Raw genomic sequence first — 17,596 nt, 5'->3', positions numbered from 1 at the left:
AATACCCTAGCCCCTGAGTTCTGAGTTCTGATCCCTGAGCTCTACACTCTGCCCATATATTTCATCTACCATAGATATGGGAATCTCTATACCATTCCACAGCTCCTGGGATTTCACCGCCTGGCCTGCAAGCATGTATAATCCGTTTGCTGCCGTCAAGCCCTTCTCTCTCGCATATTTTAAGAATAAAGTTTCAATGGGGTTATATATCAGGTCTATGGCATAAGAAAACTTTCCTATCATATCAGAGGGTACCGGGCACACATCTATATTGGGATGCATACCGCAAGGTGTACAGTTTATTATCATATCATGGGATCGCAGCAAATCTGCTTCTTCATAGCTGTATATATCCAAATCCTTGAATTTGCATTTTGCAGAAGCCTTATTCCTGCTTACCAAAGCTATCTCTTTTATTCCGTTGTCCTTCAAATACTGCACCACCGAATTGGCAGCACCGCCTGCCCCTAATACCACGGCCTTTTTGTGCTGTAAGCTCAAATTCATTTTATCCAGCATCATTCCAAAGCCGTAGTAATCTGTATTGAACCCGTATGCTTTGTTTTCCTTGAAGCATATTGTGTTTACCGCGCCTATTTCTTTTGCCTCCCGTGATACTTCGTCCAGATATTCCATTACTTCTATCTTATAGGGTATGGTAACATTCACACCTTTTATGTTCAAATGCTTAAGGCCGTCAAAAGCCTGCCTGAGGCTGCCCTTTTCAATCTCAAACAAATGATAGCAGCCTTTTATGTCAAGCTTTTGCATTATTATTGAATGTATAGCCGGGGAAAAGCTATGACCCAGCCTTTCTCCTATAAGCCCATATAAATTGCTCATAGGCACTTTAACACTCGATGATTCCGGGGGGTTTGACATAGGTGATATTTTCGCAGCTTGGTATTTTCTGCTTATGGTCATCAGATACTCAAAAAACTCCTTCGTCTCTTTCTCAATATTTTTATTTTTTAGCCTTGAAAGGTTCTTAGCTATAACCTCGTTTTCCCGTTCCTTGACCAGTATGGGCAGATTATGCTTCTCCTTATATTTGGCAACCTCCGCTGCGATATTCATTCTTTTTTCAAAAAGCTCTGTAAGCTGTTTGTCTATTTCATCTATATCATGTCTTAGACTTTCAATATCTCCCATTATTCCACCCTGCTTTCAAAGAGCATATAGTCCAACAGCACCAAAGCCGCAGCAGCTTCTATAACAGGCAACCCTCTGGGTACTATGCAGGGGTCATGCCTCCCCGTTATCTGTATGCTCGTATTCTTGTTTTCCTTTATATCAACTGTCCTCTGTTCTCTTCCTATAGATGGAGTCGGCTTAATTGCCGCTCTGAAAATCAGAGGCATTCCATAAGTTATTCCTCCTATGATACCCCCATTATTATTAGTATATGTCTTTACAACGCCGTCTTTAATATATAGCTGATCATTAGCTTCCGACCCTTTCATATATGCGATGTCAAAGCCTGCGCCAAATTCTACGCCCTTGACGGAGGGTATTGAAAACAGCAAATGGGACAGACTGCTTTCTACAGAGTCAAAGAATGGATCTCCAAGCCCTTCCGGTACATTGACGGCAGCGCATTCAATAATCCCTCCCAATGAGTCTGCCTGTTCCGTTGCTGATAGAACAGCCTCCTTCATTTTTTCACCTATTTTATCATTTATTACCGGAAACTCCTTGTCTTTTATAGCTTTTAAAGTTTGTGCGTCAATGTTCACGGGATCAAAAGCGTCATCTTTTATGCTTCCTATGCTTTGTATATGACTCCCTATGACTACTCCTCTTTCCTCCAATATCTGCTTTGCTATAGCCCCTGCCAATACGAGGGGAGCCGTTATCCTGCCGGAGAAATGACCGCCGCCTCTATAATCATTAAAGCCCTTATATTTCACATAACCTGTATAATCAGCATGACCGGGCCTCATTTTTGCTTGGATTTCCGAATAGTGAGCCGATATCTTGTCGGTATTTTTTATAATGGCGCATAGAGGTGTCCCCGTTGTCCTGTTATCAAAAAATCCGCTGATTATTTCAAACTCATCTTCCTCCGTTCTGGAGGTGGAAAGAATGCTTTTACCCGGCGCTCTTCTTGCCATTTCCTGCTTGATGCCCTCAATATCTATCTCAAAGCCCGGAGGCAGTCCGTCAATATTTATCCCTATTGCTTTGCCGTGAGATTCTCCGAATATAGAAAGTCTGATGTTTTTACCCCATATTCCACTCATCTGTATTGCCTCCCAAACTTTTGAAATCATCCCAGAAACCAGGATAAGACTTTTTCACTGCATGGCTGTTTGTGATTGTTGCAGCATTTTTGCATCTTGTGGAAGCAATGGCTAAGGACATAGCGATCCTGTGATCATTCCAGCTGTCTGCCACACCTCCGTCCAGGCATTCCCTTCCGTTGATAATAAGACCATCTTCCAGCTCCCTGATATCTGCTCCCAGATTGCCAAGCCCTTCACATATGGCTTTCAATCTGTCACATTCTTTTATCCTGAGTCTTTCTGCATTGACTATTTTGGTCGTGCCGCGGCTTAAAGCTCCTAATACCGCAAGTATGGGTATTATATCTGGAAATTGTGACCCATCAATTACAATACCGTGAGTATCAGCTCCATGCGTCTGTATACTATCTCCCCGGGTTTCGACTCTGCCCCCCATAGCTTGGATTATTTCTAATACGGCTTTGTCTCCCTGGAGAGAATCTATATTTAGCCCCTTACAGGTTATATTGTTTCCTAAAGCTCCGGCAACAAGGTAAAATGCTCCCTGGGAGAAGTCACCCTCTACAGCGTAATCCACAGGCCTGTATATCTGGTTGCCCTTGATATAAAACTCCCCGGATTTGTTTTGTTGTATATCTATACCAAACTTTTTTTGCATATCCATGGTTAAATCTACATATCCCTTAGACTCCATATTTGTTGTAACCACTATTTTGGAATCTCCTTCAAGCAAGGGAAGCGTCAGCAAAAGGCCGCTTATAAACTGGGAGCTTACATCTCCCCTTATTTTATATTCTCCCGGCTTCATGCTTCCTTTTACCTTGAGTTTCAACCCATCCTTCCCATATTCATAGCTTATACCATGCTTTTCAAATATCTCATAATATAAGTCCAACGGCCTCTTGCCCAAATTTCCCCTGCCTGCAAATACAACACTGTTTTCTTTTACAAGAGAAATAGGTATCAGCAACCTCAGTGTAGTTCCTGACTCATTGCAATCAATAACACTGGTGAAATCAGCATTTGCATTACCCAGAAATTTGGTGCCGTTTATGATAAAGCCCCTGCTGCTTTTCTCAATTTCTGATCCGAGAGCCTTCATGCCTTCTATTGTAGCTATCAAATCATCAGAAAGGTCAATATTAGATATACAGCTTTTACCTGCTGCAAGACCTCCGCAGATCACGGCCCTGTGCGCCATGCTTTTTGAGGGAGGTACATTTATTGTGCCTTGAAGCTTTGATGGCATTATTTTTACGCTTTTCATGGGTTCACCGCCTTTAGAATTTGAAGTTGTGCTAACTGATAATGCACTCTTTTAAATGAAATTTCTCTTCTATGAAGTCTGTACTGGTTTTTAATATTTCAGCATCGCCTATTTCCTTAAGTACAACAATATTTATATGATCTCCCGCATTTTTTTTGTCAAGCTTGATGTTCTCAAATATTTTTGAAGCATCAGCAATTTCTATGCTGTGGGGAAGCTTATATTTGCATAGTATATTCCTTATGGCCCCGGCAGTCCCGGCACTTGTTATGCCCAAATTTTCGCTGAATCTCGTCATCATATGCATGCCTATGGCTACGGCCTCACCGTGGGTATATTTCTCGTAATTAAAGTATTTTTCTACAGCATGGCCTATTGTATGCCCGAAATTCAGGAGCATCCTGGTTCCCGTATCTTTTTCGTCCTTTTCTACAAATTCTTTTTTTATAGCACAGCAGGAATGTATTATATATTCCATATTTTCATCCAATTCTTCTGATGTATTATAATCCATCAAGGCATGAAACATTTTTTTATCCCTTATGCAGCCGTATTTAATTGCTTCCGCCATACCGTCGTGCAGGAATCTTTCGTCGAGAGTTTTCAAGAGCTCCGGATCTATAAATACTGCATCCGGATGATAGAAGCTTCCAACAAGGTTTTTGCCTTGCTTAAGATCTGCGGCCACTTTGCCTCCTATGCTGCTGTCTATCTGAGCCAACAACGATGTGGGAACCTGCACATAAGATACGCCACGAAGGTATGTTGAGGCTGCAAATCCCCCTATGTCTCCTACCACGCCTCCCCCAAATGTGACTATAAGATGGCTCCTGTTGATTCCTGAGTTTATCAATGAGTCGTATATGTTTAAAAGGGTATCGAAGGACTTGCTTTTTTCTCCGGGGGGCAGCACTATACTGCTTGCCTCAAAGCCTGCAGCCTTAAGTATTGATAAAAGTCGGCTGCCATATAGATAGTTCAGGTTTTCATCAGTGATTACTGCTATTTTCGAGCCGCCGTATACCTTTTTTATCTCTGTCCCAAGCTCATTGAACAATCCCCTTTGGATATATAGCGGATATTTCTTATGAACTAAATTTATATCAAGACATCTGTTCATCAAATCGCCCCTCTTCTTCTGCCAGCTTCTATGAAATTCTCCACAAGTATATTTTTATCCTTTTTTACTATTGCATTTTTTATTATGGATAGCTTTTCCTCAAACAATTCAATTTGCTTAACCAGATTTGAATTATTCTTAAAAAACAATTCCGTCCATAGCTCTTCATTGATGCTGGCAATCCTCGTAAAATCCCTAAAACTGTCGCCTATGAAAGAGCCCGTACTGTTATCAAAGGATTCACTGTTTATCAGCGCCACAGCTATGGCGTGGGGTAGCTGGCTTGTATAGGATATTACCTCATCATGCTTCTCAGGGCTTATCCTGACCGTCCTGCTAAAGCCAATTTTCATTGCAAGCTCTTCAATCAGATTAATATTTTCAGCATGGTTTCTTTCTGTAGGGGTTATTATATAATTCGCATTCTTGAATACTTCCCTTGAAGCAAATTCTAAGCCTTTTTTTTCTCTTCCCGCCATTGGGTGCCCGAATATAAAATCCACGCTTTCGGGGATAATGCTGTTTATTTCATCTATAAGCTCAGTTTTAACACCAGCAGTATCTGTAATCACCGTCCCTTTTTTGAAATAATTAATATTCTCATATATAAAATCCCTGATTTGTCCGGGGTAGATGCATATTATGACCAAGTCGGATTTTTTTAGAGGCTCCTCTGCTTTTGTGTACCCTCTGTCGATAATTCCCATATTTTCAGCCTTTCTCAAAGTGTCCGGATTTACATCAACCCCGAATAATCCCTTTGGATTCAATTCTCTGAGAGCCATTGCATAGGAACCTCCTACCACTCCTAATCCGACTACTGTTATGTTGAACGAGCCTTCATTCATATCATTCCCTCCCTTAAATGTCCCTGCCTACTACCTTCGCTACGGGCCTTATCTTGTTTATCAGCTCGTCAAACCTGGCAGGCTTTATTGATTGATAACCATCGCATTTTGCATTCTCCGGATCATTATGCACTTCTACTATCAGCCCGTCTGCTCCCGCAGCAACAGCTGCCAATGCCAATGGTTCTACCATCCACCACATTCCGGCGGCATGGCTCGGGTCCACAATAACAGGAAGGTGGCTTAATCGCTTTATAGCAGGAATGCTGCTAATATCAAGGGTATTCCTTGTATAGGTTTCAAATGTCCGGATACCTCTTTCACAGAGTATCACATCCTGATTGCCTCCTGCTAAAATGTATTCTGCAGACATAAGCAGCTCTTCAATGGTAGCAGATAAGCCTCTCTTGAGCAGTATGGGCTTTCTTATACGGCCCAACTCCCTCAGCAGGTCATAGTTTTGCATATTTCTTGCTCCTACTTGTATTATGTCTACATCTTCAACGAATTTTTCAATCAATTGTGGAGACATTATTTCTGTAACTATGGGAAGCCCGGTCTTAGCTCTGGCAGTCTTCAAAAGCTCAAGTCCTTCTTCCTTCATGCCCTGGAAGCTGTAGGGTGATGTCCTGGGCTTGTATGCTCCGCCTCTTAAGAACCTGGCTCCCGACTCTTTAACGGCTTCTGCTATGCTGCATATCTGGTCTTCGCTTTCAACGGAGCATGGTCCCGCCATAATGGCAAGCTTCTTTCCTCCTATGATTTCATCACTGACATTGATTTGGCTATTCTCTGGGTGAAACAGCCTGTTTGCCCTTTTGAAGGGCTCCTGAACATGCATTACCCTTTTTACAATACTGGATGCTTCGAGGCTGTCCTTATCGATGATACTCGTATCTCCCACTATGCCCAGCACACAGTACCTATGTCCCATAGACCTATGTACTGTCAGCCCCATGCTTTCAATCTGTTTAATCAATTTAACGATTTCCGCTTCCGGTGTCCCGGGAATTGTAATGACAATCATTTTCATTCCTCCTTAAATAAAAATAAAAGAAGACCCATTCAATGAGTCTCCTTTTTTATGTGTTATATTACATTACAACTTATAGTTATAAAAGATAATACAGTGTATTATCAAACTCATTAGATTGGGAATGATATTCTTTTTTGCAATACAAATAGCCTGCGCTATAATAATAGCCCAAGCCGCAGCTATAATAAAAGCCGTTAAGCTGTATTACATTTCCCTTTCCAATGATGCTTTCCATTTTATTTGCCTCCAAAATGATATTTAAAGGATTCTTAGTTCAGAATAAGTTTAGGACGAAAATTAGTATTAAAAGCAATTTTAATCAGTATATACTATTTTGTCAATTATTATTTTTCTTGCTGACATTTACCATGGGGAAGCCGCTGCTACCGGGGGGGCGATGGCAGCGGCAGTATCTGTCTAGCTCAGAAGCCTCTTTTCTCCTTGTATCTCCTGAATTGGCTTGATGTTCTGGGTAACTTCCAGAGTGCCCATATAGTTGCCTTCCCTGTCCCTGACTGCAAAATATCTGATGTATACAAACAAGCTGCCCATCTTGATCCAGAAATCCTCGTGGTCTTTTATCCCTGATTTGAAATCATGCAATATCTTCTCCACTGTATGAACGCTTGCCGGCGGATGGCAGTTTTGGACTGTCCTTCCTATAACAGCTTTTGTTCTGGCGAATATCCGCTCCTTGCCTTGTGAAAAGTATTTTACTACATCATCTTTATCTATGAAGGTTATATCGAAGGGCAAAGTATTTAATAGAGGCTCAAGCTCCTCAATTTTTAGGATGCCCGTACCAAATTTTATATAGCCGGCTGCTTCTCCTGCCGCATCATTCTTATCCTTCTTCTCTATATCCACTCTTTGAGGCTTCCACACCCCTTCCGGCTCAGTGAGGCAATAGCCTATTTCCTGACTCTCCTCCATTATTGATATCCATTCATCCTCTGTGAAGCTGTCCTTGCACATGGGAAACAGTATGTTTTCTTCCTTGTAAATCATCTCAGAGACCTTTTTCATCAGGGCTTCCAGTCTTTTTACCACTTGTTCCTTGTTTCCCCTGTAGCTTTCCAGTTCCACCTTTATGCCTTTTATTTCAGCCCTTATCTCATCATCTACGCCCCACATAACCTTTGGGGGTGCTGTTATACCGTACTTTTCCAGATAGGGAAAGATAAGATTTTCTTTTCTGCTGTAGTGCTTATCGATATCCCAAAGAAGGTTCAGACTCTCTATGAGTTTGTTTATATTGTCCTTGCCGTCATCAGCCTTAAAAACATTCAATGCATCGTTGAGTTGTCCTCCTATTAATTTTTCCAGTTCTCTGTTTTCCAGTTTAAAAGTATTAAGAGGATGTCCGGGTATTTTTTCAAATTCTCGCTCATCATCCTTGTGTATCTCTTCAATGGAGCCCTTAAATACTGCGGAATGAACATCACAAAGCCTTTGAACTTCTTCCACCGGCATGCCCTCTGCGATTATAGCCGCTTCCATCTCCGATATCTCCGATGCGGATACTCCTTTAATCAGCTCCGCAAACCTCGACTTTACTTCCTCTGCGCTTTTTCCCTCATGGAGCTCAAGTATCAACTGCTTCAGCACTTTTTTTCTGTATTCTCTGTTATTGATTATTTCACTCATTTAAAACCCTCCCAAATGATTTTCATAACTATATATAACGCATTAAACACATTATATGTCATCCTGAGAGAGGGACGACCGAAGGATCTAGATTCTTCGCTCACGCTCAGAATGACAGCCATGTAGAATATTTAGTGTTTTATATATAGATGATTATATGAATTTCGATATATCGCCTGGATAATTATGCTAGGTTAATTATAAGTCTCAATTAGAACCATTTCTGTAATCAATATCACCATTTGAAAATAGACCACAAATCAAGTGGTCTATTTTCAGTAAAGCCTTATTTCAACCCAAGGGCCTTTCTCTTTTTGTTGATATGCTCTTCTATACCGTCTGCCGCTTCTCTGGGGTTGTCTCCTAAACCTACCTTTCCTCCCGTAAGCCCCTCCACATCCTCTGTCAGGAGCTTTACAAGACCTGGGGCACCTGTGATAAAAGGTACCGGAGAAAGATGAGTATATGCTCCATAAGCTATGGCAAACACACCGTCTATAGTAGCCTTCTGCTCCATCCATTCGGGTGCAGTAACGGCTATGGGCAATTGGGGCACATCAACATCCAAATGATCTGCCAAGGCTGTTACCAGCATGGATATTCTTCCGGTGTCCGTACAGGTGCCGAAGCTTAGTACGGGTGGAATCTTCAGCATGCTGCATACCTCTGCCAAGCCTTCTCCAGCCAGCTTGATGGCATCCAGATTGCATAGTCCTGCTACTTCTAAACCATGGTTGCCGCAGCCTGCACTGACCACCAGAATATTCCTTCTTATGAGTTCCTTTGTAAGATTCACAGTATTCCAGTCTTGGGGGCCATTTCTCAAGGTAGAGCAATTTGCCAGGGCTGCAACACCTTTGATCTTGCCCTCGCTTATTACCTGAACCAAAGGATCAAGGCTGTTGCCCAGTGTATTGAGCACAGCTTCGGTAGAGAAGCCGGCTATAGCCTTTTGCTTCATTTTAGGAACCTTTGGCTCTATTTTCCCATGCCTCTTTTGGAAATTCTCTATAGCAAGATTTATCAGTGAATCCGATACAGTATCAACCTCTTTTGGGTTATAGTCAAAGGCATATTTCAAGCCGGGTATTCTCACGATGTCATTGACGCTGACCATAGTGAGTCCATACTTTTCTGCGTAGTGATCTATGGCCGGAGGAGAGCAATTCTCTTCCATTGCGAACACATCAACGGTACCCGTTGCAAGCAGGGGCTCAATGGACAGCCAGTTTCCCATCAGCCCTACGAATACATCATCCATGTCAAAACGCTGCAGCAGCTCCTGTCCTGTTTCTATGGAGCCTACTATGCGGAGCCCCTTGGCTCCGGCCTTCTTTGCTCTTTCCTGAACCTCATCTGTTTTTGCTTTTTGCAAAGTTGCCACTCCGAGCCAAGGCTGGTGTCCATTAAAAACTATATTCACATAGTTCGGGTCCATTATTCCAAGATCAACTTCAACCTCATGGGGCTTTGGAGTTCCGAATAATATGTCCTGCACCATTTCAAGGCCAATCTGGGCATTGTATATGGTTGATATGCCCAGTCTAAGAGATTTTTTTGCCAAAGATACATAGTCTCCATCCACATTGGTAAGACAGCTCGCTACGCAATCCTGCTCCTCATATATAACTCCTGCAGGATATATACCCAAACTTTTCCACACTTCTTTGCGTTTTTTAGGTGCAAATACTTCGACCATTGTATTGGGTCTATCGTAATCACTATGCAATTCCTCAAGCAGAAAGTCCGCCAACTTGATGGCCATTTTGTTTATATCCTGCTCCGTATCTATATTCAGCATTTTGCACATCCATTTCAGCTTCTCTGCATCGGTTATCTTAAAGGGTGTCTCAGCTTTTGCTGTAGCCTTAAGAGTCCTGAAGGCTTGATAGGCATGATGACCATATGTGCCTGCTCCCATAATATTATGTAAAAGGAAAGTTCTCATAGCCATGGCATCAGGCCCTATACCGCATACCCCTCTGGTTTGCCCTGATTTTTCGCTTATTCTGCATGGCCCTTGAGAGCAAAGCTGACAGCTCAGCCCCTCGAGGCAAAACTTGCATCGGATTTTTTCCTGTAGTGCATAGCGGTCAAATACATTAGTCATTCCATCTTCTCTGATCCTTACCAGCATTTCCTCCACAGAATCATGATAACTGACTCTTCCTTCAGTTTTTTCCAATATAGTCTCATTCATAATGAATACTCCCTCCTTAAGTTTTCTAGAATAAGTTTTCCAATAATAGCGCATAGTTATTCTATATTTAGTAATAGGAGGATTTCATTATGAATGAGTTGGAATCGTTGTTAAACGATATAGAAAGGCTTAGAGAGAATCTAATAAACTTAATAGAGGGGAAAGGCGATTTGCAGGATTCTGAGATAATTGCTGCAAGCCAGGAGCTCAACCAAGCCATCACAAAATATAATAATCTGATAATGAAGAGGGTAAAATGAAAAAAGTACTGCAAAGCTTGCAGTACTTTTTTCATTATATGATATTCTATTGAGGTGCTGTAGCACTGAATTAAGTCTCGTTCAACTTATACTCTCTATTGGTTGCTTAAGCGTCGGATTATACCACCTGCTATGTCCTCTATATCCAGAACTTCATCGGATAAACCTGCTTCATATACGCTTTTTGGCATTCCATAGACTGCACAGGTTTTCTCACTTTGGGTTATAACATAGCATCTTCCGTTTTTCTTTAGCTCCCGCAGGCCATCCGTACCATCCTTGCCCATACCGGTCAAGACAGCGACCAGTATATTTAAATCCGGGAAATTCTCTGCTACCGATTTAAACAGCACATCCGCAGCCGGACGCACACCGTTTACCGTCGGCGTTTCTATCAATTTTATAGTCATGCCGTTTGATGCCGACTTGGTGAGCACCATATGCTTTCCGCCTTTTGCTATGTATATTTTTCCTCCTGAAGGCATATCGCCTTCTTTGGCTTCTGCTACCTCCAGCTTGCATATATTATTCAGGGATTTAGCAAAGATAGCTGTAAACTCCACAGGCATATGCTGTACTATCAGCACCGGAAGCTGCAGATTTGAAGGCAGTTTACCGCAAACATCATACAAAGCCTTCGGCCCGCCTGTTGATGATGCTATAAGAACCAGATCTATTTTGGACTTGGGTGCCTGTCTTTCAGTCTTCGGCTTCACCACTTCTGCATTTGCCGGCTTCTTAACCGGACTATAAAATTTATTGATGGCAATATGATTGAATAAAACCTTTAAATAGCTTGATATACGAAAGATATTCGCTTCGGGATTGCTGCCCCTTGGTTTCGATATAAAATCCAGAGCCCCCATTTCCAGGGCATCCACAGTAAGGGCCGTATTATCATTTCCGGCAGAGCTTATCATTATAACCTGAGTATCCTTATACTTTTCCTTTATTTCCCGTAAAACATCTATCCCGTTAATACCAGGCATATTTACATCCAACAGCACTACATCGACCTTATTTTGCTTCAGCTCATTCAGGCATGCCATACCATCAGCCACCGATGCCTGAACCACTGCAGAATTAGTCCGTTCTACCGCATCATTCAAAAATTTGCGAAATAACGCCGAATCATCTACTATAATTACACTTATTTTTCTCATATTATTTACTACTCCTACATAACGTTATCGTTTTTTTGTTTTATTTGCAGTACATAAACAAAAAACACTGCAGTCCTTGCAGCACCTTATTTTCTAAAAGTAAAATCCTTAATCCGCCCATATTTATCTGGCGTTAACAGCTGCAACGTTTAAGTCTTAATTTTTTTCAGCTTATATTCTTTATTATATGCTATTTTATAGAAATAGAAAAGGGCAGCCTTTCAACTGCCCAGGCTGAGGCTTTCCTATACTCTTCTGACTTCTAAGCGGAAGCCCAGAAAATTGAACCCTTCTCCCCCGTTCCCTTACTTTGACCGTTAAGTGCAAATATGTGATCTCTAGCATAAATCTTATTCTGCATATGATATTTTATTGCTCGCTCCAAACTTTCTATTGCTTCATCGTTCATTTTTAGCAATGAATAAGCACAAACTTTGTTATATAACGCTGACACATGATTCGGGTCTAGTGATATAGAAAAAATAAAAAAACTTGCAAAGATTTAAATCTTGCAAGCCTTATTTTTCTGATGGTGCGCCATCGGGGACTCGAACCCAGGACCCATTGATTAAGAGTCAATTGCTCTACCAACTGAGCTAATGGCGCGTTAGAATTTGAATGCTGTCGCAATCGACTTCTCCATTATACAAAATATAAAATAATATGTCAACCTATAATGAATCAATTTACCTATTTTTTTTATTGATTTTCAAAACTAATTTGTACGCTTTCATATCCTAGATTCTTCAAGAATTCTTCGAGGAAGAGCTTTATATTATTGTCTGTATCCTTAAGAAAGCCTTTTTCCTCAAGCTGGGTTTCTATCTTATCCTTTTCAGTGGAAAGCTGATTAAAAATATCATTTATGCTCAAATTATTAAACATCGAGTTTTTTTCATCATAGACATATATGCTTTTTTCATCTATGACATGATCAAGTATTTTCGAATTTTTGAGCTTCACTTCAATAGCTTTCCCTTCATTGGATAATATCTGTATATCCTGAGCATTTATACCCGCTTTCAAATATCCATCGTATTTTATCAAAAATGATTTTTCTGTAAAGGGCACTTGAAAATCCTTAATTTTCATATTATCTTTAAAAGCTACTACATTGCTGTAAAAATATTTATTGGAGGATAATTCCCACAGTCTTTCAACCCTTTCCAAAATAACGGTGGAATCTTCTACTGTTTGCTTCTCAACTATGCTGACCGGTTCTGCTGTTTTTTTATTATCGATTATTTTTGACACTGAGAGGATGATTGCCAAAATTAAAATTAGAATTACTATAGTTTTCATAGATATTATTTTTTTAAAATTCATACCACCAAGACTCCTCAAAATTTGATTCAACTGTTTCTACTAAATGATATTATAAAGAACCCCACATTATCTCTCCGTTTATAATTGTTGCTGCCACTTCTACATCCTTAATTTTATCAGGCTCTATCTCAAATATATCCTCGGACAAGACAGTGAAATCCGCAAGCTTGCCTGCCTTTACCGAACCTTTGATATTTTCTTCAAAGGATGCATAAGCCGCCCCCATAGTAAAGCCATATAGTGCTTCTTCCACCGAAATTTTCTGTTCCGGCAGCCAGCCGCCTGCCGGATAACCTCTGAGATCCTTTCTCGTCACGGCTGCATAGATGCCATGCATCACATTGCAGGGCTCAACAGGGCAATCGGAGCCGAAGGCTGTGTGCACGCCTCTATCTATAAGGCTTTTCCAATTATAAGTCCGCTTTGCCCGCTCAGCGCCTATTCTGTCTTCCACTATATGAAGGTCATAATCCAGAAAAATAGGCTGCACATGCGCGATTACGTCTGATTCCTTAAACTTGTCCAAAAGCTTTTCATCTGTTATCTGGCAATGAACTATCGAATGCCTTACATGCTTATCCGGCATATCATTCTTTGCCCTATCGATGCTGTCAAAGGCCATATACATTGCCTTATCCCCTATGCAGTGTATTGCGGCGCTCATATTTCTTTCGTGAGCATAGGCCACAAGTTCATCCAGTTCTCCTTGACTATAGATGCATATGCCGCAACTGTCGGGAGCGTCTTCATAGGGCAGGGTCATGTATGCGGTTCTGGCTCCCAGCGAGCCGTCCGTAAGAAGCTTTAAAGGCCCCAGTTTGAAGGTTCTGTCTTCCCATCCCGGATAATATCCTTTATCAAAAAAGCTCTTTAATTCCTCCATGGTTGGCAGCAAACATTGTTCATACAGCCTGATTTTCATCCTGCCTTCTGCCGCAAGCTCCTTGTATGCCTGAATTACCTCTTCAAAGCCTAAGCCAGAAGCAGATTGCAAATCATCGCTTTGCACTGAGGTTATGCCGCAGGATAAAGCTTTTTCCTGAGCCGATATGATCATCTCCTTGATGGATTCTACATCATCCTTGGGGATCGCCTCATATACCATGGAAATTGCATTTTCTCTGAAGATTCCATTGGGCTCACCTGCATCATCTAAATCTATTGCTCCGCCTTCGACTTGCTTTGTATTCCTGTCTATACCGCACAATTCCAAGGCCTTGCTGTTGACCACCACAGCATGTCCGCAGGCTCTGGTAATCATTATGGGATGGTCCTCGGATACTTCATCCAGATCATATCTGTCCGGAAATACTTTGATATCAAAATGGTCCTGATTCCAGCCACATCCTAAAGTCCATTTCCCCGGCTCAATATTATTATTTTTTATAAAATCATATATTTGAGCCTTTAATTCTGCTATGGATTCGATTCCGCTTAAGTCAATATTTTGCATGCTTGAACCCAGATTCAAAAGATGCATATGGCTGTCTATTAACCCAGGCACCATCAGCTTGCCCTTCAAATCCACAACCATAGAGTTTGGCTTTTGATGTTTCAATGCTTCTTTATTGCTTCCTGCATATACAATTTTACCCTTTGAAACGACTACTGCTTCCACCAGAGGCATATTCTTTTCCATTGTTGCAATTTTGCCATTAATAAATATCTTATACACGAAAACGACTCCTTTCGATAAACAGGACATATTACGGTATCAATTTAATTGCTTTTTCACCCGGCAAGGGTTTGCTGAAAAGATACCCTTGCACCACATCACAATTATACCACTCCAGGTATTTTAATTGTTCTTCATTTTCAACTCCTTCTGCCACTACTTCAAGTCCCAAATCATGGGCCAGTGAAATAATGGATCCTGCTAATCCGCTTTTTTCGCCAGTGGATAAAATGTTGTCTATAAAGGATTTATCTATCTTTAAAACATCTATAGGCAGCTCCCGCAAATACGTCAGGGAGGAATAACCCGTACCAAAGTCATCCAGGGATATCTTGACTCCCAGCTCCCTCAGCTCCTTTATTTTTTTCATATTCAGATCTATATTCTCAATCAATACACTTTCGGTGATTTCCAACTCCAGATACGATGGCTTGAGGCCTTTATTCTTCAGGACACCGTCTACCATTGATAAAAAATCCTCCTGCATAAGCTGTATCACTGATACATTCACGGATATGCTGATATTTTCATGTCCCATGTCAATTACATGCCTTATGAAGTCGCAGGCTTCATTGAGCACCCATTCACCCAGAGGGACTATCAGCCCCGAACTCTCAGCAATGCCTATAAAGTCTGCAGGTGATACAAACCCATGCTCAGGGCTGTTCCACCTGAGCAGAGCCTCAAATGCCCTGATCCTGTTAGATGCTATTTCATACTGGGGTTGATAGTGCAGAGAAAATTCATTATTTTCCATGGCCTTTTTCATGCTGTTTTGAATCTTCATCTTTCTGACTATACTATCATTCATGTTCTTGTCAAAGAAGACATAATTCCTTCTGCCGGCTTCTTTAGCAGCATACATGGCGATATCCGCACATTTCAGAAGCTCCTTGAAATCGCTTCCATTGTCAGGATAAAGAGCGATGCCTATGCTTGTCGATATATTTATAGATGTGTTTCCTATATGAAAATTAGGCTCAAAGTTTTTTAACAGCCTGTCTGCAAAAAGCTCAATTTCGTGCAGATCTTCATAATCGGTTATCAGAATCATAAACTCGTCTCCGCCAAGCCTAGCAGCTATATAACCCTCTTTGACCGTTTCTTTGATGTTCTCTCCTACTCTGACCAGCAGCTCATCCCCTAAAGAATGCCCAAAAGTATCATTCACAAATTTAAAATTATCCAGGTCCATATAAAGCAGTGCAGCTTTTATATCTTTGTTCAGAACACTGCTGTTAAAGCCGGCCTCCAGATTTATCCTGTTGGATAAGCCTGTCAATGGGTCATAATATGCCAGCTTATGAATGCTCTTCTCTTTTTCTGATAATTCTTCATACTGTTCTCTTAGAGTTTCCTCCGAAGCATAAAGCTCTTCATAAAGAGAAGTCAACTCCTCATGGCTTTCTATCAGATCTTTCTCAATTTTTATCCTTTCACTGATATCCATACCCACAATTTCAAAGTATTCATCTTCATAACCAGGCATTAGGTTCAAATTCCATAGAAGGTACAGGTTATCTCCGGTCTTATTCTTTAAGGACAGTTCCAGGGAGTTTAAGCTTTTTCCGTTTTTTATGTGCTCCATCAATTTATCATAAGAAGGAGCAGCATCAGGATTTATAATATCCTCCAGCTTCAACCCCCCCGCTATATCCTCTTTATTGTACCCCAGCTTTATTTCGGCATATCTGTTGAACTCAAATATTGTGCCTTCTCTGCCCATGCCTATTATTATCAAATTAGCGGCGTCAATAGCAGCAGCTGCTATGCTTTTCTCAGTTTCCAGATTTTTTCTGAGGATTCGTATATAAAACTGAGCGGCTGAAAATATGATTATTATGAGCAATAGCAAAAATCCAACAAAGAAGTATATCTGATCTATGCTCTTAAAAACCTGTGCTTTAGGTGCAGATATGCCAAAATACCAATGGGTATCGGGTATTCTCGCATACCCGGCATATGTTTTTTGACCATCAAAAATATATTGTCCTGCTCCTTTTTCATTTTTCTGCATATCGATGAAAAAATCATGTATGCTTTCATCAAAGCCTAGCTTTTCCCAATCCAAAATAATGTTGACTTTATTGCTTACCTGATCCCGTCTTTCATGAGCTATAGTTGTTCCCATGCTGTCAATTATATATGATCTTCCGCGTGGCCCCAGCTTTATTCCATCAGTTATTTTAGATAGAACTTCAACATCCTGGGTAGAGTACAAAACCCCGATAATCTCTTCACCATTTACTATAGGTACAGCAAAGGTAATGATCAGCTTTCCGTCAACTCTGCTGGTTACAGGGTCTGATATGTTTTTTATTCCCTTTATAGCAAGCTTGAAATACTCTCTGTCGCCTACATATAGCTTAATACCGTCAGTGGTAACTGCATTTCCTAATATATCAGTGATGCTTATTCTGGCAAAGCCTTTTCTCTTTGCTTCATTTATCAATGATTTAATTTTATCTTCCGGAGAAGCATTCGGATCTTTTATTAGTTCTTCGGCGGCTATGGTTTCTATAACTTCCAGGCTTCCCTTCAAGCTGCTTCCTACAGCCTTAGAGCCGAGAAGCGCGATCTCGGTCAGAGATTCAGAAATGTTTTCAACAATAGTATTAGAAGCGAAGTAGTAAATGAACGCACCTATAGCAGTGGAAAAAATCATAATTGCTATGCTGCTTATCAATATGGCTCTTGTTCTCAAATTCCTCCTCATGGAAGTACCCCCTACTTTTTATAATATATATTTCTATAAGGATTTTTCTTTTATGTATGAAATGAGGATTTATATGCAACTATTGTATAATA

The 17,596-nt window shown here is 40.9% G+C and carries 15 protein-coding genes and 1 tRNA gene; 1 reads left to right on the top strand and 15 read right to left on the bottom strand.

What is annotated here, in order from left to right; all coding sequences use genetic code 11:
• Positions 1–6: 6 nt before the first annotated feature.
• The 9 genes from aroE to cooS all read right to left on the bottom strand — a co-directional run bounded on the left by aroE (position 7) and on the right by cooS (position 10,364).
• On the bottom strand, positions 7–1,152 hold the full coding sequence (gene aroE, locus AC4HCY_RS06415) for a shikimate dehydrogenase (protein WP_491095621.1): 1,146 nt from the start codon (positions 1,150–1,152) through the stop codon (positions 7–9).
• Positions 1,152–2,243, bottom strand: coding sequence for a chorismate synthase (gene aroC / locus AC4HCY_RS06410; RefSeq protein WP_491095620.1), 1,092 nt, complete (start codon positions 2,241–2,243; stop codon positions 1,152–1,154). The genes aroE and aroC overlap by 1 nt, the downstream gene beginning before the upstream one ends.
• Positions 2,224–3,513 carry a 3-phosphoshikimate 1-carboxyvinyltransferase gene (gene aroA / locus AC4HCY_RS06405; protein WP_491095619.1) on the bottom strand — a complete coding sequence of 430 codons (1,290 nt, stop codon included), beginning with the start codon at positions 3,511–3,513 and terminating at the stop codon, positions 2,224–2,226. Before aroA ends, aroC begins: the two co-directional genes overlap by 20 nt.
• Positions 3,514–3,544: 31 nt before the next feature.
• The gene (aroB, locus tag AC4HCY_RS06400; protein ID WP_491095618.1) at positions 3,545–4,633 is read right to left on the bottom strand and encodes a 3-dehydroquinate synthase; all 1,089 of its coding nucleotides are present in this window, start codon (positions 4,631–4,633) and stop codon (positions 3,545–3,547) included.
• Positions 4,633–5,481 carry a prephenate dehydrogenase gene (locus tag AC4HCY_RS06395; protein WP_491095617.1) on the bottom strand — a complete coding sequence of 283 codons (849 nt, stop codon included), beginning with the start codon at positions 5,479–5,481 and terminating at the stop codon, positions 4,633–4,635. The genes aroB and AC4HCY_RS06395 overlap by 1 nt, the downstream gene beginning before the upstream one ends.
• Positions 5,482–5,494: 13 nt before the next feature.
• Complete coding sequence (gene aroF / locus AC4HCY_RS06390; protein ID WP_491095616.1) at positions 5,495–6,508, bottom strand: 3-deoxy-7-phosphoheptulonate synthase; 1,014 nt, start codon at positions 6,506–6,508, stop codon at positions 5,495–5,497.
• 85 nt (positions 6,509–6,593) lie between these two features.
• Positions 6,594–6,752, bottom strand: coding sequence for a hypothetical protein (locus tag AC4HCY_RS06385; protein ID WP_323431306.1), 159 nt, complete (start codon positions 6,750–6,752; stop codon positions 6,594–6,596).
• A gap of 182 nt (positions 6,753–6,934) precedes the next feature.
• Complete coding sequence (locus tag AC4HCY_RS06380; RefSeq protein WP_491095615.1) at positions 6,935–8,164, bottom strand: DUF438 domain-containing protein; 1,230 nt, start codon at positions 8,162–8,164, stop codon at positions 6,935–6,937.
• A 286-nt stretch (positions 8,165–8,450) separates the two neighbouring features.
• The gene (cooS, locus tag AC4HCY_RS06375; RefSeq protein ID WP_323431304.1) at positions 8,451–10,364 is read right to left on the bottom strand and encodes an anaerobic carbon-monoxide dehydrogenase catalytic subunit; all 1,914 of its coding nucleotides are present in this window, start codon (positions 10,362–10,364) and stop codon (positions 8,451–8,453) included.
• A gap of 89 nt (positions 10,365–10,453) precedes the next feature.
• On the opposite strand from cooS, the gene AC4HCY_RS06370 reads away from it, so the two are divergent.
• The gene (locus tag AC4HCY_RS06370; RefSeq protein WP_323431303.1) at positions 10,454–10,624 is read left to right on the top strand and encodes an aspartyl-phosphate phosphatase Spo0E family protein; all 171 of its coding nucleotides are present in this window, start codon (positions 10,454–10,456) and stop codon (positions 10,622–10,624) included.
• Between the two features lie 95 nt (positions 10,625–10,719).
• Here the strand turns inward: AC4HCY_RS06370 and cheB are convergent, their stop codons facing one another.
• From cheB to AC4HCY_RS06340, 6 genes are all read right to left on the bottom strand, one after another.
• Entirely contained in the window at positions 10,720–11,787 is a 1,068-nt protein-coding gene (cheB, locus tag AC4HCY_RS06365; protein ID WP_323431302.1) for a chemotaxis-specific protein-glutamate methyltransferase CheB, read from the bottom strand.
• A 262-nt stretch (positions 11,788–12,049) separates the two neighbouring features.
• Positions 12,050–12,196: a hypothetical protein gene (locus AC4HCY_RS06360; protein ID WP_491095614.1), complete on the bottom strand. Its 147-nt coding sequence runs from the start codon at positions 12,194–12,196 to the stop codon at positions 12,050–12,052.
• A 121-nt stretch (positions 12,197–12,317) separates the two neighbouring features.
• Positions 12,318–12,393 (bottom strand) — tRNA-Lys (locus tag AC4HCY_RS06355).
• Between the two features lie 93 nt (positions 12,394–12,486).
• Positions 12,487–13,113 (bottom strand): DUF4230 domain-containing protein, encoded by a 627-nt coding sequence (locus tag AC4HCY_RS06350; protein WP_323431301.1) that lies wholly within the window; start codon positions 13,111–13,113, stop codon positions 12,487–12,489.
• 49 nt (positions 13,114–13,162) lie between these two features.
• A complete protein-coding gene (locus AC4HCY_RS06345; RefSeq protein WP_323431300.1) occupies positions 13,163–14,788 on the bottom strand; it encodes an amidohydrolase in 1,626 nt (541 codons plus the stop codon).
• Positions 14,789–14,819: 31 nt separating this feature from the next.
• Positions 14,820–17,504 carry a bifunctional diguanylate cyclase/phosphodiesterase gene (locus AC4HCY_RS06340; protein WP_323431299.1) on the bottom strand — a complete coding sequence of 895 codons (2,685 nt, stop codon included), beginning with the start codon at positions 17,502–17,504 and terminating at the stop codon, positions 14,820–14,822.
• Positions 17,505–17,596: the final 92 nt, after the last annotated feature.

Source organism: Lutispora sp. QWL-02, assembly GCF_058315355.1.
The sequence above is the reverse complement of the archived record's forward strand: the minus strand, read 5'-3'. Positions and strand labels throughout refer to the sequence as shown.